Annotated in this window: 19 protein-coding genes; 9 read left to right on the top strand and 10 right to left on the bottom strand. The window is 33.9% G+C overall.

Annotation, left to right across the window (positions count from 1 at the left end; all coding sequences use genetic code 11):
• Window positions 1-157 precede the first annotated feature (157 nt).
• Together OZP15_RS07175 and OZP15_RS07170 are read right to left on the bottom strand one after the other, a co-directional pair.
• A complete protein-coding gene (locus tag OZP15_RS07175) occupies window positions 158-1,021 on the bottom strand; it encodes a DUF3037 domain-containing protein (protein WP_269227768.1) in 864 nt (287 codons plus the stop codon).
• Window positions 1,018-1,806 carry a HipA family kinase gene (locus OZP15_RS07170; protein WP_269227767.1) on the bottom strand — a complete coding sequence of 263 codons (789 nt, stop codon included), beginning with the start codon at window positions 1,804-1,806 and terminating at the stop codon, window positions 1,018-1,020. The genes OZP15_RS07175 and OZP15_RS07170 overlap by 4 nt, the downstream gene beginning before the upstream one ends.
• 442 nt (window positions 1,807-2,248) lie before the next feature.
• Between OZP15_RS07170 and OZP15_RS07165 the strand changes: the two genes are divergently transcribed.
• The 3 genes from OZP15_RS07165 to OZP15_RS07155 all read left to right on the top strand — a co-directional run bounded on the left by OZP15_RS07165 (window position 2,249) and on the right by OZP15_RS07155 (window position 3,487).
• Window positions 2,249-2,596, top strand: a complete 348-nt coding sequence (locus OZP15_RS07165) for an outer membrane beta-barrel protein (RefSeq protein WP_281337398.1) — start codon at window positions 2,249-2,251, stop codon at window positions 2,594-2,596.
• A 94-nt stretch (window positions 2,597-2,690) separates the two neighbouring features.
• Complete coding sequence (locus OZP15_RS07160) at window positions 2,691-2,990, top strand: DUF1905 domain-containing protein (protein WP_281337397.1); 300 nt, start codon at window positions 2,691-2,693, stop codon at window positions 2,988-2,990.
• Window positions 2,991-3,079: 89 nt separating this feature from the next.
• Entirely contained in the window at window positions 3,080-3,487 is a 408-nt protein-coding gene (locus OZP15_RS07155; protein ID WP_281337396.1) for a VOC family protein, read from the top strand.
• A gap of 83 nt (window positions 3,488-3,570) precedes the next feature.
• Here OZP15_RS07155 and OZP15_RS07150 read toward each other — a convergent pair whose 3' ends face one another.
• The 6 genes from OZP15_RS07150 to OZP15_RS07125 all read right to left on the bottom strand — a co-directional run bounded on the left by OZP15_RS07150 (window position 3,571) and on the right by OZP15_RS07125 (window position 12,999).
• Window positions 3,571-5,004: a TolC family protein gene (locus OZP15_RS07150; protein ID WP_281337395.1), complete on the bottom strand. Its 1,434-nt coding sequence runs from the start codon at window positions 5,002-5,004 to the stop codon at window positions 3,571-3,573.
• Window positions 4,994-8,161, bottom strand: coding sequence for an efflux RND transporter permease subunit (locus OZP15_RS07145; protein WP_269227763.1), 3,168 nt, complete (start codon window positions 8,159-8,161; stop codon window positions 4,994-4,996). Before OZP15_RS07145 ends, OZP15_RS07150 begins: the two co-directional genes overlap by 11 nt.
• A gap of 64 nt (window positions 8,162-8,225) precedes the next feature.
• The gene (locus OZP15_RS07140; RefSeq protein ID WP_281337394.1) at window positions 8,226-9,308 is read right to left on the bottom strand and encodes an efflux RND transporter periplasmic adaptor subunit; all 1,083 of its coding nucleotides are present in this window, start codon (window positions 9,306-9,308) and stop codon (window positions 8,226-8,228) included.
• Between the two features lie 175 nt (window positions 9,309-9,483).
• Window positions 9,484-9,870 (bottom strand): hypothetical protein, encoded by a 387-nt coding sequence (locus OZP15_RS07135; RefSeq protein ID WP_269227762.1) that lies wholly within the window; start codon window positions 9,868-9,870, stop codon window positions 9,484-9,486.
• A 142-nt stretch (window positions 9,871-10,012) separates the two neighbouring features.
• Window positions 10,013-11,893, bottom strand: a complete 1,881-nt coding sequence (dnaK, locus tag OZP15_RS07130) for a molecular chaperone DnaK (RefSeq protein ID WP_281337393.1) — start codon at window positions 11,891-11,893, stop codon at window positions 10,013-10,015.
• 281 nt (window positions 11,894-12,174) lie between these two features.
• Window positions 12,175-12,999: a class I SAM-dependent methyltransferase gene (locus OZP15_RS07125; protein WP_281337392.1), complete on the bottom strand. Its 825-nt coding sequence runs from the start codon at window positions 12,997-12,999 to the stop codon at window positions 12,175-12,177.
• A gap of 157 nt (window positions 13,000-13,156) precedes the next feature.
• Here OZP15_RS07125 and OZP15_RS07120 point away from each other — a divergent pair, with 157 nt between their 5' ends.
• The 6 genes from OZP15_RS07120 (at window position 13,157) to OZP15_RS07095 (ending at window position 20,747) form a co-directional block, all read left to right on the top strand.
• Window positions 13,157-13,819 (top strand): thiamine diphosphokinase, encoded by a 663-nt coding sequence (locus OZP15_RS07120; protein ID WP_269227760.1) that lies wholly within the window; start codon window positions 13,157-13,159, stop codon window positions 13,817-13,819.
• A gap of 156 nt (window positions 13,820-13,975) precedes the next feature.
• Window positions 13,976-14,965 (top strand): 23S rRNA (adenine(1618)-N(6))-methyltransferase RlmF, encoded by a 990-nt coding sequence (rlmF, locus tag OZP15_RS07115; protein WP_269227759.1) that lies wholly within the window; start codon window positions 13,976-13,978, stop codon window positions 14,963-14,965.
• Window positions 14,966-15,262: 297 nt separating this feature from the next.
• A complete protein-coding gene (gene uvrB, locus OZP15_RS07110) occupies window positions 15,263-17,254 on the top strand; it encodes an excinuclease ABC subunit UvrB (protein ID WP_281337391.1) in 1,992 nt (663 codons plus the stop codon).
• 156 nt (window positions 17,255-17,410) lie between these two features.
• A complete protein-coding gene (locus tag OZP15_RS07105; protein ID WP_281337390.1) occupies window positions 17,411-19,771 on the top strand; it encodes a sensor histidine kinase in 2,361 nt (786 codons plus the stop codon).
• Window positions 19,764-20,168, top strand: a complete 405-nt coding sequence (locus OZP15_RS07100) for a response regulator (protein WP_281337389.1) — start codon at window positions 19,764-19,766, stop codon at window positions 20,166-20,168. Before OZP15_RS07105 ends, OZP15_RS07100 begins: the two co-directional genes overlap by 8 nt.
• Window positions 20,169-20,279: 111 nt before the next feature.
• Entirely contained in the window at window positions 20,280-20,747 is a 468-nt protein-coding gene (locus OZP15_RS07095) for a DUF1456 family protein (protein ID WP_281337388.1), read from the top strand.
• 26 nt (window positions 20,748-20,773) lie between these two features.
• Here OZP15_RS07095 and OZP15_RS07090 read toward each other — a convergent pair whose 3' ends face one another.
• Window positions 20,774-22,339, bottom strand: a complete 1,566-nt coding sequence (locus OZP15_RS07090; RefSeq protein WP_281337387.1) for a protein adenylyltransferase SelO — start codon at window positions 22,337-22,339, stop codon at window positions 20,774-20,776.
• A 168-nt stretch (window positions 22,340-22,507) separates the two neighbouring features.
• Entirely contained in the window at window positions 22,508-23,701 is a 1,194-nt protein-coding gene (gene sucC, locus OZP15_RS07085) for an ADP-forming succinate--CoA ligase subunit beta (RefSeq protein WP_269227752.1), read from the bottom strand.
• Window positions 23,702-23,990: the final 289 nt, after the last annotated feature.

Here is a 23,990-nt window from a genome sequence, read left to right as displayed (position 1 = left end):
ATTTTTTTAAATTTGCAGGAAAAAATCAATATATTTGAAAAAGTAAAAAGCGGAACAAAACTTCCCTAATCTTGTTGATTTTGGGTGTATGTGTGAAGGTTTGTAGCGTGTATATACAAGTTTGGGCGTAAGTTTAGGAAAAACGCAGAAAAACTAACTATTCAGAAATTGCAGTAATCACTTTTTTAGAATATTCCTTAAGGTCATCTGCATCTATTAATCTTGAATTCTTTATGTTTTGTAAAAGCTTTACGGCGTGATCATAATCTTTGAAAAGATTTCGATTAGTAGGCCTTCCTAAAATTAAATCATAACATAAATTATTTTTTTCAGCTTCACTTTGAAGATCGTAAAATTGACCAAAATTTTTATGTGCTTTATTTGCAATACCTATTCCTTCTTTCAAATCAAAACCAATTGGTTTAACCAAATTAAGCGTACCATTTTGCCATGCAATATCAAATTTAAACTCATTTCCAGTTTCATTTGTTAAAACATAATCTTCTTGAAATCTACTAGTTTTATGACGAAATTGATTTAATCCAGAATCTTTTAAAGTAGATAAAAGTTTTGATATAATTTTAGGTTCTTGTTGATGGCTTATTTGTGTTTTTAAATCATCAATAAACACTTTATCCAAAACAATTTTTTCAATAAATTCTTCACTAAAATCTCTTAAAGATTCAGTTTTAAAATGTGAAAATTGTAAAACAGAACTATCATTAGGTAAAATATAACGAGATAAAAATGTTTTTAAATTTAAATCATTTAAAGGAAAAATATTATCAAACGTGTTTTGATAAATTTTTAAATGTCTATCAATTTGTCTAATATATTCTTTAATTGTTTTTTCAGGCACATTATTATAAATACTTTTTACCCTATTCAAAGTCTTTGAATATTTAAACAAAAATCTTTGAGTGTCATTAAAATAAATAAGCACGCCAATATTTATACTCTCATCTAAATAAGGTGAGTGCTTATACTTTAAAATACAGTATGTATAAAAATTAGTTTTCATCCTATCATTCCTTTTAAATATCGTTCAAAAATAACAACATTATTTTTAGCCCATACAAAGTAATGTATAAATTTTTGTCTTTCAACATATGAAATATTAAATTTATCCATTTCATCAAAAATAGCACTTAAATTATTAATATTCAAATGTTTTAACATTTCCAAAAATCCATCAAAAATTCCTTCTTTGTTTCTTAAAGACCTCAAATGTTTTATCAATATATGTTTTTGAAATTGATAATTTCCTAAAAAAATCTCATAATCAACAATCTGATTTGTATCGTTTATAAAAGGAAAAGTTAACTCATGGTCAATTAAAATAAGACTCGTATCATTAATTAATAAATTTGGCTTATTATGTTCTCCTCCTCTATCAACATTATAAACAAACAAATCAAAAGCAAAAATATTTGCAGCCTCATAATCTTTTAAAAAAGAATTAGTTACTAATGGATTAAAGATTGCATTTTGTTCAACAAATTCACTACAAAATTTATAACCTTTATCTAAAGTTATATATTTATGCTCATCATATAAATCTATAATTTCTGAATGATCGAAGTTTATTATACTATAATTTGGACAAATTAAATCAAAATCTCTCGCCAACTCTGAACAAATAATCTCTTTAGCTACCGAAACATTTTGCAATATATTTTTTTCGGTAAAAACCTTCATAATATATTTATTTGGATTACCATTTTCATCTAATGCAATTATATTGACAGGTCTCGTAGTTCCTCCTGTCATTATTCCGCCAATGGAAATGAGTTGTAACGGTTGCATAAATATTTTTTTATGGATGAAATGTAGTAATTTATTTTAATACTAAAAAACTATTTAAATTAATGACAAAAAAACAATCATAATATGTTAATTTTGATAAGTCGAGACTAAATAAAAAACCAACACCAAAAACAGATAGAGTTTCTTTGTCTGCGGCAGCACGAACAATTAAAATCCTGTTCAATCCTGATTTAATCCAAAAAACTAAAATGAAGAAAATTATTTACTTGGTTGTGTTTTTATTTTAGTTCCATGAATTTGTATTCTCAAATTCGAGAAAAAAATGATCTAGAATTGACACCCAAGATTGGAATATCAACTTTTAATTATTACGTATCAGGAAATCCATCAAGTTCATTAAGTTCTACAAATTTTGGCATTACTGGTGATTATTATCTGAATAGAATTTGGAGTTTACGCACAGGTTTACTTTATCAAAAAAATGGGCGGAAAAACATTTAATGATAATTTTGAAGTTGATTATATCAATTTTCCGATTAATGCAAATTGGCATTTTGGAAGCACCAGAAAATGGAATTTAAACTTCGGGATAACAGCAAGTTTTAGAACAAACAATTCTGAAAGACAAAATATTTTAGGAGCACAAATTAAAAATAAACAAACTGGTATCGATCTTGGAATTGGTTACAAAATTGAAATAAGAAAAAATATAGGAATTTTATTAGACTACCAAGGTTTTTCAGGATTAACAAATGTAGATCAAGATGAAATTTATATTCTTAAAAATAAAGGAGGTAATCTAAATATAGGTGCGGTAATAAAATTATAAAAAATTAAATCTGCTAGATATGTCCGCTAGAAACTAGCCCCCCAAATTCTTCCAAAAATCCTTAAATAAAAATTTCAAACAAACCAGATTCGCTTTGAATGGAAAAATAAAATATGAGTTTACTGCAACAGTTTGGCAACATAGTGCGCCTGGAGGCTGGTATTTTGTTTCGCTTCCAGAAGAAATGGCCAAAGAAATTAGAAACTTACTACAATCCGAAGAAGAAGGCTGGGGAAGATTAAAAGCCACTGCCCAAATCGACAGTACTAATTGGCAAACAGCGATTTGGTTTGATTCAAAAAAAGAAACCTATTTGTTACCACTAAAAGCCGAGATAAGAAAAAAAGAAACTATCGAAGCACAAAAAACGATTAATGTGGTTCTTTGGCTTTGATACAAAAAACTATAAGATGGTTATTTTTCAAAACATAAAAAAACTATCTTTATCTCATATCATTCGTTAAATTACTAAAAAAAAATACAATGGCAAAACAAGTATTTATCAATTTAGCAGTAAAAGATGTTGAAAAATCGATGGCCTTTTATACTGCATTAGGATTCACCAATAACCCTCAATTCTCTGACGACACTGGAAAATGTATGGTTTGGAGCGAAACTATTTTTGTAATGATTTTGTCTCACGAAAAATTTGCAAGTTTTATCACTAAACCCATTGCAGAAACTAAAACTGCTGTAGCAGGACTTTTTTCGCTATCGGTAGAAAGCCTTGAAGAGGTAAACACTATAGTCACTAATGGACTAGAAGCAGGCGGAACTGAACCAATCGAATTGAGAGATTATGGCTTTATGCAACAGCGCACCATAGAAGATTTTGACGGTCACACTTGGGAAATTTTCTATATGGATATGACTAAACTTCCTGCAGAATAACTCCATAATAAAAGTTCGTATAAACACAAAAAAGCCCTAAACACTCAACTCTGTTTAGGGCTTTCCAACAATAAAAAATGGTATTATTTCCAACCGCCGCCTAGTTCTCTATAAACGTGGACAGAGGCTTTCAGTTGTTCTTTTTTGGTTTCAATCAATTCGAGTTTGGATTCCAAAGCATCACGTTGGGTCATCAAAACTTCAAAATAATCTACTCTTGCCGACTTGAATAAATCACCCGCTACATCAATAGAACGATTTAAAGCAGCTACTTGTTGGGATTTCAAATCATAGCTTTTCTCTAAATTAGAGATTTTAGAAAGCTGACTCGAAACTTCCAGATACGCATTCAGAATCGTACGTTCGTAATTGTACAAAGCCTGAATTTGTCGGGCATTGGCCGAACTGTATTCAGCTTTGAGTGCATTTCTGTTAATCAATGGTGCGGCCAAATCTCCTGCCAAAGAATACAACAACGATTCAGGAAGCGTAAATAAATAGGATGGTTTAAAAGCATTGACACCTATATTTGCTGTAATATCCAGCGAAGGATAAAATTCGGCACGAGCTACTTTTACATCCAGTTTTGCAGCTTCCAGTTCTAATTCGGCTTGTTTGATATCAGGTCGATTCGCTAACAATTGTGACGGAATTCCTGAATTAATTACCGAAGGCAACAAATCTACAAAATTGGTTTTGTCTCTCTTGATTTCCTGCGGATATTGTCCTAGCAAAAAGTTGATCTTATTCTCCGTTTCTTTTATGTTTTGAACAATTTCAAACTCCATACTTTTGGAAGCCATAACTTCTGCCTGAAATTTTTGAACGCCTAATTCTGTTGCTTTGGCAGCTTGTTTCTGAAATTTTACGATTTCCAAAGCGTTTGATTGTAAGGCGATATTTTGTTTTACAATATCCAACTGACTATCGAGAGCCAACAATTCGTAATACAAATCGGCAACTTCGGCAATAAGATTAGTGATCACAAAATTCTTTCCTTCGACACTTGATAAATAGCGACTCACGGCTGCTTTCTTGGAATTGCGTAATTTTTTCCAAATATCGACTTCCCAATTGGCATAAGCTGCTATTTTCAAATCGCCCAATGGATCTGGAGTTTCTTTACCAGGCGTAATTTCAGTAGAAGCATCTCCAGCTCCTTGACTGGTATATCTGCCTACTTTTTCGATTCCTGCTCCTGCTCCGATACCCACTTTTGGTAACAGAGCTCCTTTGCGAACCCGAATATCGTTTTTAGCGATTTCTATTTCCTGTAAGGTAATCTGTAATTCCTGATTGTTTTTCAAAGCAATGTCAATCAGATTAATCAGATTTGGTTCTTTGAAATAAGTGCGCCAGGAAGTCGCTGCTGTATTCGTTGTATCGGTACTTTTATCGAAAGATTGTGGTAACGATTTGGTATCTGCCAATGGTGCAAGAGTTGGCGTACAACTTGTCACCGCCAAGCAAATGCCTAGCGGGATAAGATATTTATAAGGTTTTATTTTAAGCTTCATTATCATCAAATTCTTCGGTTAATGGATTTTCTTTTTCAGTTTTGACCAGTTTGTATTTTTCAGCAATCTTTCCGAAAACATAATACAAGCCTGGAATAATAAATACACCGCAAATCGTTCCGATGAGCATTCCTCCTGCAGCAGCCGTACCTATAGTTCGGTTACCAATTTTACCTGGTCCAGAAGCAAATACCAACGGAATTAAACCTGCAATAAAAGCAAATGAAGTCATCAAAATAGGACGGAATCTGGCTTTTGCTCCTTCCATCGCTGCGTCTAGAACTGATTTACCAGCGGCGTGCCTTTGAATGGCAAATTCGACAATCAGTACGGCATTTTTACCCAGCAAACCAATAAGCATTACCATTGCCACTTGGGCATAAATGTTGTTTTCTAATCCTGCTATTTTCAGTAAAAAGAAAGCTCCAAAAATACCTGCCGGCAAAGAAAGAATTACGGATAAAGGCAGAATGAAACTTTCATATTGAGCCGCCAAAACCAAATAGACAAATCCCAAACAAATCAGGAATACCCAAATGGCCTGATTACCTTGCGCTACCTCATCGGCAGAAATTCCCGCCCAATCAATATCGTAGCCTCTTGGTAATTTCTTGGCTGCCACTTCCTGAATCACTTTAATTGCTGTTCCGGAACTGTAGCCTGGCGCAGCTCCACCACTAATTTCAGTAGAAGTGTACATATTGTGTCGGGTGATTTCCGAAAGTCCATATACTTTTTCTAATTTCATAAAGGCTGAAAATGGCACCATTTCGTCTCTGTTATTTTTGACATACAATTTCAAAATATCATCGGGTTGCGCACGATATTCTGGAGCCGCCTGAACTATTACTTTATAGTTGATTCCGTATTTAATGAAACTGATTTCGTAATTACTTCCCACTAAAGTTGACAATGTATTCATCGCATTTTCGATAGAAACACCTTTTTGCTGTGCGATATCATTATCGACTTTCATCATATATTGAGGGAAACTGGCGCTGAAGAAACTAAAAACATTCGTTAATTCGGGACGTTTATTCAATTCCTCAACAAATTCTTTATTGACTTCTTCCAATTTTTTGAAATCACTGGTTCCAGTTTTGTCTAGTAAACGAAGTTCAAATCCTCCTGCTGCTCCATATCCAGGAACTGCTGGTGGCTGGAAAAATTCGATATTGGCTCCTGGAATATCTTTCGATCTTTCTTCCAGTTCTGTCATTATCTCTTGTACCGATTCTTTTCGGTTCTCCCAACTTTTAAGATTAATCAAACAAGTTCCAGCATTGGCTCCAGTTCCTTCGGTCAAAATTTCGTAACCTGCTAATGAGGAAACTGATTTTACACCATCAATTTTTTCGGCTTCTTTTTGCAATTTCTCTGCAATATTATTGGTTCTTTCTAGCGAAGATCCCGGAGGTGTTTGAATAATCGCATAAAACATTCCCTGATCTTCATTTGGAATAAATCCTGAAGGAACAGTGCTACTAACAAACCAGGTTCCAGCGCAAAATCCAAGAAGAGCAATAAGCGTAACCGATCTTCTATTAACGATTTTACCTAATACGTTTTGGTATTTGCCTTGAGCAAAATTGAATTTGTTATTGAAACCATCAATAAATTGATTGATAGGCGTTTTCTTTTTTGGTTTACCGTGATTGTTTTTCAACATTATCGCACAAAGCGCCGGTGTCAAAGTCAAAGCGACAATTCCCGAAAGGATAATAGCCGTTGCCATCGTAATCGAAAACTGTCTGTAAAAAACTCCAACCGGACCCGACATAAACGCAACTGGAATAAATACAGCAGCCATCAAAAATGTAATCGCTATAATAGCTCCAGCAATTTCGTGCATCGCTTTTTTAGTTGCCTTTAGTGGCGAAAGATGTTCTTCCTCCATCTTGGCGTGAACAGCTTCGATAACCACAATCGCATCATCGACGACGACTCCAATGGCAAGAACCAAGGCGAATAATGTTATCAAGTTTAGGGAAATATCGAAGAAAGTCATAAAGGCAAAAGTTCCAACCAAAGAAACAGGTACTGCAATGGCAGGAATTACCGTGGAACGCCAATCGCCCAAGAAAAGAAATACCACCAATCCTACCAAAATAAAGGCTTCAACTAAAGTATGAATTACTTTTTCGATAGAAGCATCCAGGAATTTAGAAACGTCATAGGAGATTTCATAATCCATTCCTTTTGGGAATTTGGTCTTAATTTTTTCAAGTTTGGTTTTTAGATCTTTAATAACCTGATTCGCATTCGATCCAAAAGATTGTTTTAATACAATCGCCGCAGATGGTCTTCCGTTCAAATTCGAATAAATATCATACATCGAACTACCAAATTCCACTTTGGCAATGTCTTTCAAACGCAACAATTCACCGTTGCTATTGGATCGTACTACAATATTTCCGTATTGTTCCTTGGTGGTAAAACGCCCCGAATATTTCAATACATATTCAAAAGCTTGTGAACGTTTTCCCGAACTTTCTCCCGTTTTTCCTGGCGAAGCTTCCAAACTTTGGCTCGATAATGCTTCCATTACTTCTTCGGCAGAAATTTTATATGCTAACATACGGTCTGGTTTTAGCCAAATACGCATCGCATATTCACGTGTTCCCAAAATATCTCCGGAACCTACACCGTTTACTCTTTTTAATTCGGATAATACGTTGATGTCGGCATAATTGTACAAGAACTTCATATCGGTATTTTTGTCCGTACTATAAAGATTCACATACATCAACATACTCGGTACTTCACGGGTAATTTTCACCCCTTCACGAACTACTAATGGTGGCAATTTATTGGTAACCGAAGCCACACGATTCTGTACATTAATCGCCGCCTGATTCGGATCGGTTCCTAAATTAAAAACGACCTGAATACTGGCTTCACCGTCATTTCCGGCATCGGAAGTCATGTATTTCATTCCCGGAACTCCATTTAACGCTCTTTCTAACGGAATGATAACCGATTTGATCATCAATTCTCCATTGGATCCAGGATAATCAGCGGTAATATTTACCATAGGTGGCGAAATGGAAGGAAACTGGGTAATCGGTAAATTGAGTACCGACAATACCCCTAAAAAGACAATTATAAGCGATATCACTATGGATAGCACTGGTCTTTGTATGAATTTATTAAACATTTATTTATTTTTTAATGATTAAACCAATTGAAGTTGAAACTGCAACCTGAATACTGATCACTTTTTATTCTGCTTTTAGTCGCAAATGAGTAATTACTTCGTTTGGTGACACATATTCGTATTTAATTTTGTCATCGTCTTTCACTTTCTGAACGCCTTCTAATAAAATTTTATCGTCCACAGAAATTCCACTGGCAATCACGTATAAATCAGGAATTTCACCTGTAACTGTAATTTCTTTGGACTCGATTACATTGTTTTTATTCACGACAAAAACATACTTTTTATCTTGAATTTCATAAGTCGCTTTTTGTGGAATTACGATAGCATTTTTCAATGGAACAATCATTTGAACTTCTGCTGTTTCACCATGTTTTAATAATTTATCTGTATTTGGGAATCGTGCTCTGAAAGCGATATTTCCAGTTTCATTATTAAACTCACTTTCGATTACTTCCACATTTCCTTTGAATTTAAAGACTTCGTTATTTGCCAAAAGCAAACTAACTTTGGTATTGGCTCTGTCTTTTATATGGGTTTGATAATCCAAATATTCCGGCTCGGAAACATTAAAATAAGCAAACATCTGACTGTTATCAGAAAGGCTCGTTAGTAATTCGCCTTCATCAATAAGACTTCCTAATTTTAATGGAATTCTATCGATAGTTCCTGAGAATGGCGCTCTGATTTCGGTAAATGATAAATGTAATTTTGCCAAAGCTACTTCTGCCCTAGCCTGCTCTAATTTGGCTTGAGCCAATGCTTGCTCGTTTTTAGAAACGATATTTTTATCCGCAAGACTTTTAGCATTTTGTAATTCAATTTCAGCTCCTTTGGCTTCGGCTTGTGCTTTTAGCAATTCTGCCTGATACATTCCCGGCATAATTCGGAACAGCAACTGACCTGCTTTTACATACTGCCCTTCGTCAACATAAATGTTTTGCAAGTATCCTTTTTCTTGAGCTCGGATTTCAATATTGCGCACCGAACGGATTTGCGAAACATATTGTTTGGTAAATGAAGTATCGATTTTTATGGGATTGGTCACCACAAATTTTTCAGCTTCTTCTTTTTCTTCTTTTTTGTTTGTACAACTTATTAGACACAACAAGGCAAGTGCGCCTGCGAAAACAGATATTCTCTTCATAATATAAAAAATGGAAATTAAGCGATTGAATCTTTGGAATTAAAAATTCCGAATAGACGTGAAAAGGCATCAGTAACCAATGAATAAAATGAATATAAGAGAAGACTGAAAGTGTATAATTCACTTTCAAATTACAGACTACATCACCATTTTAGGAAACTGATGTAGGGGAAAATCAAATTCGTAAGACTTGTTGTCTAATGTAAATAGGATTGGAATAGCCGCAAAAGGGTGCGAATATTTTAATGCGATTGGAGTAATCTTTAGTAATAGGTTCACTTGAAAATGCAAGATACCAAGTGTTTGATAAGGTGTTTTTTGCTACTAATTGTTTAGTTGCTCCTCCGAATTCATCACTATTGTGAAATTCTTCGTCTAAATCAATATCGGTGCTTTCTATTAAAGTACTTGCAGGAACAGTATTTTTAAGTTTTATTTGCTGTCTTTCGGGAAGATTTTGATTAAATGAGTAATTAATAGTATGCTGCGTTTCTGCAAATAGCGAATTACCTCCACCAAGCAGCAACAAACATAAGTTAATATAAAAAATAATTTTTCTCATCCTGCGGGCGAAGGTACTAACTAACTAATTTTGTTTGGTAAATTTTAACTTTTTTTTAAAAGCGGCTATTTTATAAACAAAAAAACCGAGCCATTACTGACTCGGTTTCTTATCTATAAAAAGTTTATATCTTTTAAAAAGATTATTTTACTTCTTCGAATTCAACGTCTTCAACATTATCTCCTTGAGCTTGTGGTTCAGCAGCTGCTTGACCACCTTGTTCTCCTTGAGCATACATTGCTTCAGTAGCTGTTTTCCAAGCTGCATTGATGTTATCTAAAGCAGTTTGAATTGCAGGAACATCTTGAGATTGGTGAGCCATTCTCAATTCAGTTAAAGCGTATTCTACAGCAACTTTGTGATCATCAGCTAATTTAGAACCTAATTCTTTCAATTGCGTTTCAGTTTGGAAAATCATTGAGTCAGCCTCATTGATTTTTTCTGCTTTAGCTCTTAAAACTTTGTCAGATTCAGCGTTAGCTTCTGCGTCTTGTTTCATTTTTTCGATTTCTTCAGAAGTCAATCCAGAAGAAGCTTCGATGCGGATATCGTGAGATTTTCCAGTTCCTTTGTCAGTTGCAGTTACTTTGATGATACCATTAGCATCAATATCAAAAGTTACTTCAATTTGAGGAACACCTCTTGGTGCTGGTGGAATACCATCTAAATGAAAACGACCAATTGTTTTATTATCTGCAGCCATTGCTCTAGCTCCTTGAAGAACGTGTAATTCAACAGATGGTTGAGAATCAGCAGCAGTTGAGAAAACTTGTGATTTTTTAGTTGGAATAGTTGTGTTAGCTTCAATTAATGTAGTCATAACACCACCCATAGTTTCGATTCCTAAAGATAAAGGTGTAACGTCAAGTAACAATACATCTTTTACATCTCCAGAAAGAACTCCACCTTGAATAGCTGCTCCAATAGCAACAACCTCATCAGGATTAACTCCTTTAGACGCTTTTTTACCAAAGAATTTTTCTACTTCGTCTGCAATTCTTGGCATACGAGTTGAACCTCCAACCAAGATAACTTCGTCAATATCAGAAACAGATAAACCTGCATCTTTCAAAGCTCTAGCTACAGGAGCCATAGAACGTTTTACTAAAGAATCAGATAATTGTTCGAATTTAGCTCTTGATAATTTTTTAACCAAGTGTTTTGGTCCAGAAGCCGTAGCAGTTACATAAGGCAAATTGATTTCAGTCTCTGCAGAAGAAGACAATTCAATTTTTGCTTTTTCAGCAGCTTCTTTGATACGTTGCAATGACATTGGATCTAAACGCAAATCAACACCTTCTTCAGCTTTGAATTCGTCTGCCAACCAGTCAATGATTGTTTGATCAAAATCGTCTCCACCAAGGTGAGTATCACCATTAGTTGACAATACTTCGAAAACTCCGTCTCCTAATTCCAAAACAGAAATATCAAAAGTACCTCCACCTAAATCGTAAACAGCAATTTTTTGATCTGTACCTTTTTTGTCTAATCCGTAAGCTAATGCAGCAGCAGTAGGCTCATTGATGATACGCATAACTTTAAGACCTGCAATTTCACCAGCTTCTTTAGTTGCTTGACGTTGTGCATCGTTAAAGTAAGCAGGAACAGTAATAACTGCTTCAGTAACTGTTTGACCTAAATAGTCTTCAGCAGTTTTTTTCATTTTTTGAAGTGTCATAGCTGACAATTCTTGTGCAGTGTACAAACGACCATCAATATCTACACGTGGTGTATTGTTGTCTCCTTTTACTACTGAATAAGGAACTCTTTTTGCTTCTTCAGCAACTTCTCCAAAACCGCGTCCCATAAAACGTTTGATAGAAGCAATAGTCTTAGTTGGATTAGTTACTGCTTGTCTTTTCGCAGGATCACCTACTTTAATTTCTCCACCTTCAACAAAAGCGATGATAGATGGTGTTGTTCTTTTTCCTTCTGCATTAGGAATTACAACAGCTTCGTTACCTTCCATTACAGAAACACAAGAGTTCGTAGTACCTAAATCAATTCCGATTATTTTACCCATTTTTATTATATTTAATTTTATTATATACTCAATTTAAAAACTCGAGTTGCTATAGTCAATCTTTATGCCAAGACAAAAATGCACAAGTAATTGTCAGTTTATAGTGGAAAGTGGCGGAAAAGAATATGACAAGATGGCATTTTATTTCAGACTTAAGATTTTAAATTTCAGATTTTGAGGAATAGTATATACCTATTTGAACCAATATAAAAGCATAATAACCCCATTTTATTTGGTTATAAGTTTCAAAAAATGGATCAAAAAATAGAATACCAAATGAACTAATATTTTAAATTACCAGCCAATATATAGCTCATTTCAAACCCATATACTCGTTTCTTGGATTGATGAAAAATTGTAAATCCATAATCTTGGAAAATTTTGTTATAATTATGAGAGAAAGATCTTTCGATACCGTATATAATTGAATTTGGATTTAATTCAAAATCGTGCCCAATTGCATTAGGTTCTATAGTTACAAAAAGTACTCGTCCCAAACCATGAACGTACTCAATAAATTCTCTTAATTGTTGTTCTGTAAAATATTCGAAAACACCATTTGAAGTTACAAAAATCATATCTTGGCGTCCCTCCTTTTTAATCCATTCCAAAACGTCTGCACTAACAAATTCAAGTTTTGAATTTTCTTTGTACTTATCTTGGTTTATTTTGATTTGTTCAGAACTCAAATCAATGCCAATGAAATTATCTATCTCTGGAAAATTTAACGATAAATAATGTAAAACATCTCCATTGCCTACTCCTATTTCGACAAGTGTTTTGAATTGTGATTCATCTTTAAAAAAATTTTTTTTCAAAATTTCAAAAATAAATGTACAATTAGGTAAAAAATTATCATTAAAACTATTGTTCCATGAAAAAACATCAATGCCTTGATTTACCCAAAAATTATTGTGAATCTTGGACAAATGATCTAAATTATTTTTAGTTTCAATGTTTTTTAAGATAACATGACGCATTTGCCTCTCGATGAAAGTATAATTCAAATCAACCATTGTCAATCCGTTACTTTCTAATCTAGCCGCTTTTTTTGGAAAAAAGGTAACAAGTAAATTACCTACCACTGATTTTATTCTATCTTTCACACTAATTCTTTTTAGTTAATACTTTTAAAATTAAACTATTATCAAAACTACTAAATACTAAATGATTAATAGCTACAGTTTTCCATACATTTTAGATATTTCATACATTTACCAAAATTCTGAACTCTAAAATCAGAACTCTAAAATCAAAAATCAAATGTCTTCACACCATATTGTTCGCGACGACCAAGAACCTGCTTTAATTATTGCCAACGGAGCCGCCTGCAATCCCGAATTATTAGGACAATTGCTAGAATGGTCGCCATTGGTTATTGTTTTGGACTCGGCAATGGAACGGGTTTTGGAATTAGGCATAAAAGTGGATGTTTTATTGGGCGATTTCGATCGTGGTTTTGACCCCGAATATTACAAAGACAAACAATTTCCGCTCGAAATTGTGCATACGCCAGACCAAAACAAAACCGATTTAGAAAAAGCATTCGACTATCTTGTGGAAAGAAAAATTCCCGCAGTAAATGTAATTTGGGCAACTGGAAAGCGTGCCGATCACACCATTACCAATATTACGAACATTACCCGATACCGAAATTCACTGAAAATTGTAGTTCTCGACGATCATTCTAAAGTATTTTTATTACCCCAAAAATATGAAAAATGGTATCCTGCCAATACTACTATTTCACTTATTCCCATTGGTCTTGTAACCGGAATTTATTCTGAAAATCTCTTTTATCCTTTGGATAATGAAAGTTTAACCATTGGTTACAGAACTGGTAGTAGTAATCATGTCAAAGAGGACGGAATGGTTACTATCGAATACAAAGAGGGCGATTTATTATTAATGGAATGTTGGGATTAAAACTATTTTAGATTGCAGATTTCAGAATTTAGATTATTGAATCTATAAAGTAACTATCTTTTGCATACGAATACCAATCTAAATTCTGAAATCTGCAATCTAAATTCTAAAATCCTATTTTTCAACTATCTTTGCACCGAAATAAAGAAAAAGAAATTGAAACCGATTATCGAAAAAACCAATTTACATCCCAGAAATCAACACCGATTAGGATATAATTTTGAAGCATTAATTACTGTTTGTCCTGAACTCAAAAACTTTGTAATTGTCAATGAACACAACATTGATATGAAAGACAACGAACGAGCAAAACAAACCATCGATTTTAGCAATCCCGAAGCCGTAAAAGCACTCAATAAAGCCTTATTAATACTCGATTACGACATCATAAATTGGGATATTCCAGAAAATTATCTTTGTCCTCCTATTCCAGGTCGTGTGGATTACATTCATTATCTAGCTGATGTATTGGCCTCGAATAATAACGGACTTATTCCAGAAGGTGAGAATGTACAAGTTTTGGATATTGGCGTTGGTGCGAATTGTATTTATCCAATACTAGGTAATTCGGTTTACGGCTGGTCTTTTGTAGGAACAGAAATTGACGAGAATGCCATTCAAAACTGTAAAAAAATTATTGAAACTAATCCTAGATTAATCGATTTCATTAGTTTACAACAACAAACGGAATCCCGTTTTATTTTCAAAAACATTATCACGCCCGAAGATCGATTTTCGTTAACGATTTGCAATCCGCCTTTTCATAATTCGAAGGAAGAGGCGAACAAATCCTCCATTCGCAAAATCAATAATTTGGAAAACACCCGAACTACTAAACCTGTTCTAAATTTTGGTGGACAAAATGCCGAATTATGGTGCGAAGGTGGCGAATTGGGTTTTATCACTCAAATGATTTTCGAAAGTGCCAAATACCCGATGCAATGCCTTTGGTTTACGACTTTGGTTTCTAAAAAGGAGAATTTAGGAAGCTTGTACAAAACGCTGAACAAAGTAAATCCTGTCGAAATCAAAACCATTGATATGGCGCAAGGTCAGAAAATCAGCCGAATATTAGCTTGGACTTTCCAAACGGAAATACAACAGAGGAATTGGAAATTTGAACCCGAACAGCCAATATTTTTGTAAAATACATCTCCTGAAAGTTTCCGATTTTCTGCTCCGCAAAGTCTCCGACTTTGAGGTAGTGACTTTCGGTTTTCAACCGATTTTGTTTTATATTATTTCTTTTATGTCAGTCACAGACTGACGAACACATCCTCAAAGTCGGAGACTTTGCGGAGCGTCAAGTTCCTCTTTACTTTCAGTATACTCGCTATCAAAGCCTAGGTTGTGGTACTCTAAAGAATGAGCAAAAGTTTTACCTTTTTCTAAACATTTTTTTCAGTATTTCCTTTGTAACTTTGCCTTTCTGAAAAGTAATAAATGAAATTCCAAGTCGTATCCGATTACCTGCCCAAAGGCGACCAACCACAAGCCATAGCAAAATTAGCTCAAGGCATTGAGGCAGGCGAACAATTCCAAACTTTATTGGGTGTAACGGGTTCGGGGAAAACGTTTACTGTTGCCAATGTCATTCAAGAGGTGCAAAAACCAACTTTGATTTTGGCACACAACAAAACCTTGGCGGCTCAATTGTACTCGGAATTCAAGCAGTTTTTTCCAAATAATGCCGTGGAATATTTCGTTTCTTATTACGATTATTATCAGCCTGAAGCTTTTATGCCGGTTTCAGGAGTGTTTATCGAAAAGGATTTATCCATAAACGAAGAGTTGGAAAAAATGCGTTTGAGCACCACTTCTTCCCTGCTTTCGGGGCGAAGAGATATCATTGTGGTAGCCTCTGTTTCCTGCATTTATGGTATTGGAAATCCTGTAGAATTTCAAAAAAATGTTATTGCTATTGAGAGAGATCAAGTCATTTCTCGTACCAAACTATTGCATAGTTTAGTTCAGAGTTTATATTCAAGAACCGAAGCTGATTTTAATCCTGGAAATTTTAGAATAAAAGGCGACACACTCGAAGTCTATCCGAGTTATGCCGACGATGCCTATCGAATTCATTTCTTTGGAGACGAAATTGAAGAAATTGAAAGCTTCGACATTAAAACTTCCAAAGTTATTGAGCGATTCGAACAACTCACGATTTATCCCGCGAATATGTTCGTGACTTCGCCTGACACACTGCAAAGTGCTATTTGGCAAATTCAACAAGATTTGGTAAAACAAGTAGATTATTTCAAGGAAACAGGCAAACATCTCGAAGCCAAAAGACTTGAAGAACGAACCAATTTCGACTTGGAAATGATTCGCGAATTGGGTTATTGTTCTGGAATTGAAAATTATTCCCGTTACCTTGATGGGCGAGAAGCTGGAACAAGACCTTTTTGTTTATTGGATTATTTCCCAAAAGATTATTTGATGGTTGTAGATGAAAGTCATGTTACGCTTTCGCAAGTTCACGCTATGTATGGGGGCGACCGCAGTAGAAAAGAAAACTTGGTAGAATATGGTTTTCGACTGCCTGCTGCAATGGATAATCGTCCGTTGAAGTTTGAGGAATTTGAAGCGATGCAAAACCAAGTCGTTTATGTTTCGGCAACGCCAGCCGATTATGAATTGCAAAAATGCGATGGTGTATATGTAGAGCAAATTATTCGTCCAACGGGATTATTAGATCCTATTATTGAAATCCGTCCGAGTTTGAACCAAATCGATGATTTGATTGAGGAAATTCAAACCCGAGCAGAGATTGACGAACGAGTTTTGGTCACCACTTTAACCAAAAGAATGGCTGAAGAGTTGGCTAAATATTTGGATAAAGTCAGCATTCGTTGCCGTTATGTTCATTCAGATGTAGATACCTTAGAACGTATCGAAATTATGCAGGATTTACGAAAAGGATTGTTTGATGTTTTGATTGGTGTAAACTTATTGCGTGAAGGTTTGGATTTACCCGAAGTTTCGTTGGTAGCTATTTTGGATGCTGATAAAGAAGGATTTTTGAGGAGTCACCGTTCGTTGACCCAAACCATTGGTCGTGCCGCAAGAAACTTGAATGGAAAAGCCATTATGTATGCCGACAAAATTACGGACAGTATGCAAAAAACCATTGACGAAACCAATTACCGCAGAACGAAACAAATTAATTTCAATACCCAAAACAATCAGGTTCCTGTGGCATTGAACAAAAAAATTGAAAGTGCTTTTACCAATAATAAATTGGTCGAATACGAACTAGGACATACTTTAAACACAGCTGCTGAACCTGAAACTACTTATTTATCGAAACCCGAAATCGAAAAATTAATTCGTGAAAAGCGAAAAGCAATGGAAAAAGCCGCCAAAGATTTGGATTTTATGCAGGCAGCAAAACTACGTGATGCCATAAAAGCTTTGCAAGAACAATTAGCTTAAATACTATTAAAACTGTTTTTATAATAACAAAAACAGTAAATTTTGGTTTTCTTAGCTATAATTTACAAGATTCGCCATATTTTAGCTCCATTTTCATAAAAAAAACCTAAATTTAGACATTGAAAAAAAAGGTCCCAAACCTGCCAAAAATATTAAATGAAAAATGAAAATAATTGGACTAGTTTTATAAATTGGTTTGCAATTAGACCAAGAACTTCTGGATTTATGTTATTCAGTGTTATTGCTATTGCATCTATATCTATAAACATCCAGCGGAATCAAATCCAGAAAGAAGAAGAACGAAATCAGATGAAAACTATTTTAGCTGATGCTCATCAAAATATAGAGCAATCGCTAAAAAATTGTTACACTACCTCTATTACACTTGCACTTTGCCTCGATAATAATGGTGTTCCTCAAAATTTTGATTCAATAAGCAAACAACTAATACGATCCAATTCTCTTATTAGTGCAGTACAATTAGTTCCTAATGGAATTATAAAGTACATATACCCTATGAAAGGGAATGAAGCTGCAATGAATTTAGACATTTTGGGAACGAAACATCTCAAAGAAGAAGCCAAAAAATCTATTGAAACTCAAAAAATCTATTTTGCTGGACCACTTGAGTTAAAACAAGGAGGCATCGGTATTGTTGGTCGACTTCCCATATACAATAATAACAAGTTTTGGGGATTTACTGCGGTAATCATCAAATTAGAAACCTTATTCAATATATCTGGAATTCGATCAATTGATCAATCTAAATACTATTTTCAGTTTTCAAAAAAAAATCCAACCACTGGAAAAGAAACTTTTTTTCTGCCTTCAAAGACCGATTTATCTAAAAGTTACTTTGTTTCACAGTCTATTTCAGATAGTGATTGGACACTTTATCTAGTTGCAAAAAATCCTTACACCATATATCCTGCTATATTGCTTAGGGTTCTTTTAGGTTTTATAGTTGCTATTTTATTTGGTATTTTAACAACTAAAATATTGAAAAAACCAGAAGAATTAGAAAAATTACTCAAGGAGCAAGAAACAAAACTCTTAAAAAATGAGTTGCGATTTAAAACTATTTTTGACCAAGCTACTGTAGGCTTTGCCATTTTAGATGCCAGTACTGGTGATCTAATTGAAGCCAATAAAAAATACTGCAATATGCTTGGCTACAGTATTGATGAAATAAAAAAAATTGGTATTGCTAACTTATCTCACCCAGATGATTTTGGTACTAGTTTGCAATATATAAGAAAATTAAACGAAGGAGAAATTGAAGAATACTCCTGTGAAAAGCGCTACATCACTAAATCGGGTAAGACTATTTGGGTCATTTTTAATGTTTCTCCACTTTGGGAAATCAACGACAAACCCAATACTCATATTGCTTTTATCAAGGATATTACAAAAAGAAAAGAAGCAGAAGTATTGATTCAAAAAAGTGAAGAAAGATTCAAATCACTTATTGATACCATTGATGGAATTGTTTGGGAATATGATTTAGAAAACATGACCTCTACTTTCATAAGCAAAAAAGTAGAAACTATTCTAGGCTATTCTGTTGAAGACTACAGCTCTAGCCCAAGTTTTTGGGAAGACCACATCCATCCAGAAGATCAAGAATTTGCTATTGCTTTATCTGCCAAAGTCAACAAAAATTATGTTAACCATGATTATGAATACCGAATGATTAGTAAAAATGGTAAAATAATCTGGGTAAGAGATATTATGAATTATGTGTTTGAAAACGACAAACCTGTAATTTCTAGAGGTATAATGATTGATATTACAGTCATGAAAGAAGCCGAAAATAATTTGAACAACTCTTTACAATTAGTTACCGAACAAAATAAACGTCTGCTAAATTTTTCATATATTGTATCTCACAATTTAAGATCGCATACAAGCAATATTCAATCAATCGTTTCCTTAATAGAATCAGCAGATTCACAAGAAGAACGTGGTGAAATGATTGACTTATTGAAATCTGTTTCCGATTCACTGGACGAAACCATGCAGCACCTGAACGAAGTGGTCAATATTAACACAAATGTTAACTTGGTTATTCAACCTTTAAATTTGAGCCAGTATGTTAGTAAAGTAAAAGAAATTCTTGCTGAACAAATTCTACTAAACGAAGTTTCTTTCATTAGTAATATTCCAGAAAGCGCTATGATTAATTACAATTCAGCCTACTTGGAAAGTATTCTTTATAATTTAATTTCAAATGCAATACGTTACAGACATCCACTGCGAAAACCAGTGATAACATTAAAATTAGAAAAAATCAACAATGCCGATGTCATTGAAGTTTCAGACAATGGAATTGGAATTGATTTAGAAAGAAATGCCGACAAAATTTTTGGAATGTACAAAACTTTTAGCAACAATCCTGAATCAAGAGGAATTGGTTTATTCATAACCAAAAATCAAATCGACGCTATGCACGGTAGCATAACTGTAGCAAGCACACCAAATATAGGATCCACATTTAAAATTTATACCAATGAATAAAAAGATAATCTGGGTTGTAGATGACGATGCCATTTACCAAACCATCATCAATAAATTAATTCAAAAGGCGGGTATCTTTTCGTCTCACTCTTCGTTTACAAATGGTAAAGAAGCGATAACAAACTTGAATTCTATACTTGATAACAAAAAAACTGATTTGGTACCTGATATTATTTTATTAGATATCAATATGCCTGTCATGGATGGATGGGAATTTATGGAAGAAATCAAATCCCTCAAATCATTGATAAAAAAAGAAATTACAATATACATTGTAAGTTCATCAATTGCAAGTGAAGATAAAAACAAATCAAAATCCTTTACAGACATTACTGGATATATCCCTAAACCAATTTCTGTAAATGACTTGTTATCGATTGTAACTGAAAAAGAATAAAAAGAGATAAGGACTTGAACAACATTATACACCAGATGAATCTCTAAAAACTGTATCTTTGTGCCAATAAATTCTGTTTACAATGCAGTAATTTCACTTTAAATCATAAAAATGACAAACAACGATATATTCAAAAAACTTCGTGTAGCTTTAATGCTTCGCGATGACCAAATAGTAGAAATTTTAGAATTAGTAGATTTTAGGATTTCAAAAACAGAATTAAGTGCTTTTTTTCGTGCCGAAAATCATGAAAATTATGTAGAATGTGGCGATCAAGTGTTGCGTAATTTCTTAAACGGATTAGTGATTCATCTTCGTGGCACCAAAGAAAATCCTAAAAACCCTAATGAGGTTTTAGCCAAACACAAAGCCGAAATTCCAGCAAAAGAAGGGACGAAAGAAAGACCCGAATTTAAGGAAAAACCAAAAGACGAAGACAAATTCAGAGGCGATCAAAGTCCGTCTAAAACAAAACCTGCCACAAAAAAACCGTTTAAAAAAGAATTTCCAAAAGGAAACAACAAACCTCAAATAGTAGAGAAAGTGAAATTCAATTTTGGTAAAAACAAAAAATCTTAAGCTAATAACTTAAGATTTTTTGTTTTTTATGAACTACAACTTAACATAGAACAACCTACTTTGTCTCTAGCCCAATCTGGTCTTTTAGCAAACCATTTTTCAAAATCAGGTTGCTCATGGTATGGTTTCTTGAGCAATTCAAAAAGTTCGTTTACCATAGAATAATCGCCTTTATCGGCAGCATCAATACTTAATTGAGCCATGTAATTTCTTAAAACATATTTAGGATTTACGGCGTTCATTTCTTCTTTTCGTTCCTCGTCGGTAACTGTTTCTTGCTGGAGTCGTTTGCTATAATAATCCAACCAATTGCACCAATTATTCAAAATAAATTCGGTTAAATCCTTTTCATTATAAAAAGAAATTTTAATTTTTTCGAAAGCAATTTCCGCTGTATCTTGTTTTTTGATAGTGCTCAAATTTCTAAAAAAAATCGTCATATCGGTTTCTACCAATTGCAATAATTCGGTTAATCTTTCGACTAAAATAGCATCTTCTTCTTTTTCAATATTCAAACCTAATTTATTGCGCATCATATCCAAATACTTTTTTTGATAATCAACACTATAAGCATTTAAGATAGACTCTAATGGTGTGGCATCGTTAATCAAAAGATACAAAGCATTAGCTAATTTATACAAATTCCACAACGCAATTTCAGGTTGATTGCCAAAACGGTATCTTTTATTTTGTCTGTCGGTGGTATTGGGAGTCCAATTCGGATTATAATCTTCTAACCATCCGTAAGGACCATAATCTATAGTCAAACCGTGAATAGACATATTATCGGTGTTCATTACTCCATGAACAAAACCTACTCTTTGCCAGTGAATAATCATATCCAAAGTGGTATTTGTCACTTCTTGAAAAAAGTCCAAGTATTTTTCTATTCCTTCACTTTCAATAGTTGGAAAATGATGTTTGATAGTAAAATCGGTTAATGATTTAAGATTCGCACGATCATTTCTGGCATAAAACAACTCGAAACTACCAAAACGAATGAAAGAAGGTGCTACTCTGCAAACAATTGCGCCTTTTTCGTAAGCTGGATTTCCGTTGTACAATATATCTCGTAAAACTTCATCACCTGAAAGCATTAGCGAAAGGGAACGTGTCGTTGGAACTCCTAAATAATGCATCGCTTCTGCACATAAATGCTCCCGAATAGAAGAACGTAAAACTGCAAAACCATCCGCAGTACGAGAATAAGGTGTTGGCCCCGCTCCTTTCAATTGCAAAGTAAAAGATTGATTATTATGAACAACTTCGGTTAAATTAATAGCTCGGCCATCGCCCAATTGACCCGCCCAATTTCCAAATTGATGTCCAGCATACGCTAACGCATAAGGCTTGGTATTGGGATAAATTCTCTTTCCAGAAAAAGTATTCAAAAAATCATTCGAAGCAATATCTTCTGGAGATAATCCTATCAAATCCCCCACTTCCGTTGAAGCGTGAATCAATAAAGGATTAGAAGGTTGTTTAGGCGTTACATAAGAAAAACAAGCTTTCTCAACTTGTCTCGGCGTATTAATTTCGCTTGAATCGGCAGGTAATTCGGCTGTAAAATTATTTTGTATATGAAGTTTCATCTCTTAACAGATTAAGTACTGTAAAGATATTCGATACTGGAGAGAAAATAGAAATTTTAAGATAACTTTATTTTTATATGCAAAATCATTTCAGAGGCAACATATTATGCAAAAAAAAATCCTGAACTTTTGTTCAGGATTTCTAATATATAAACTGTTCTTATTTGATTAAGAAAGTGCAGCTTGTACTTGATCTGCAGCTTCTTGAAATTGTACTGCAGACAAAATTGGCATTCCAGAATTATCGATTAATTCTTTAGCAATTTCAGCATTTGTACCTTGCAAACGAACGATGATTGGCACTTTGATAGCGTCTCCCATGTTTTTGTAAGCGTCAACAACACCTTGAGCAACACGGTCACAACGAACGATTCCTCCAAAAATGTTAATCAAAATGGCTTTTACATTTGGATCTTTCAAGATGATACGGAATGCTAATTCCACACGTTTTGCATCAGCAGTTCCACCAACGTCCAAGAAGTTAGCTGGTTCAAAACCTGCATATTTAATTAAGTCCATGGTTGCCATTGCTAATCCAGCACCGTTAACCATACAACCTACTGTTCCGTCCAAATCAACGTAATTCAAACCAGCTTCTTTTGCTTCTACTTCGATTGGATTTTCCTCACGAACGTCACGCATTTCTGCTAATTTTGGATGACGGTACAAAGCGTTGTCATCTAAATTTACTTTGGCATCAACTGCAATAATTTTGTTATCAGATGTTTTCAAAACTGGATTGATTTCGAACATTGAAGCATCAGAACCAATGTAAGCTTTGTATAAAGCATCAGCAAACTGAACCATTTCTTTGAAAGCATTTCCAGAAAGACCTAAATTAAAGGCAATTCTTCTTGCTTGGAAACCTTGTAATCCTACATTGGGATCAATTTCTTCTGTGAAGATTAAGTGTGGTGTGTGTTCTGCCACTTCTTCAATATCCATTCCACCTTCTGTAGAATACATAAACATATTACGACCTGTAGCTCTATTTAAAAGTACAGAAACATAAAATTCAGAAGTTTCGCTTTCACCTGGGTAATAAACATCCTCGGCAACTAAAACTTTGTGTACTTTTTTTCCTTCTGCAGATGTTTGAGGTGTAATCAATTGCATCCCGATAATTTGTTCTGCAATTTCTTCTACTTGTTGCAAGTTTTTGGCCAATTTAACTCCTCCACCTTTTCCACGTCCACCAGCGTGAACTTGAGCTTTAATAACATGCCATCCTGTTCCAGTTTCAGCTGTTAATTGTTTTGCTACAGCAACTGCTTCTTGTGGGTTGTTTGCCACATAACCGCGTTGTACTTTTACGCCATAACTGGCTAATATTTCTTTTCCTTGGTATTCGTGTATATCCATAATATTTTTTTTGACAAGTTGCTGAATTTATTTCAGAACAAAGTGGCACAAAAATAGAAAATTCATCTTAACATTAAAATATTTTTTTCAATTAATAAGACGAAATCACAATAATTTAAAATTTAGTTGTTTTACACTTATTTTGTGTAATTTGAAGTAAAAATAACAATTCATTAATACACCCCTATTAAGAAAGCTTATTAAAGTAAGAATTATTTTAATTTTTAATAAAAAATCATTTTTAGCATTAAAATAAATTATCATTTTATCATTTTCTATGTATATGAAT

Source organism: Flavobacterium eburneipallidum, from assembly GCF_027111355.2.
Classification (GTDB): domain Bacteria; phylum Bacteroidota; class Bacteroidia; order Flavobacteriales; family Flavobacteriaceae; genus Flavobacterium; species Flavobacterium eburneipallidum.
This window is presented reverse-complemented; position numbering and strand designations above follow the sequence as displayed.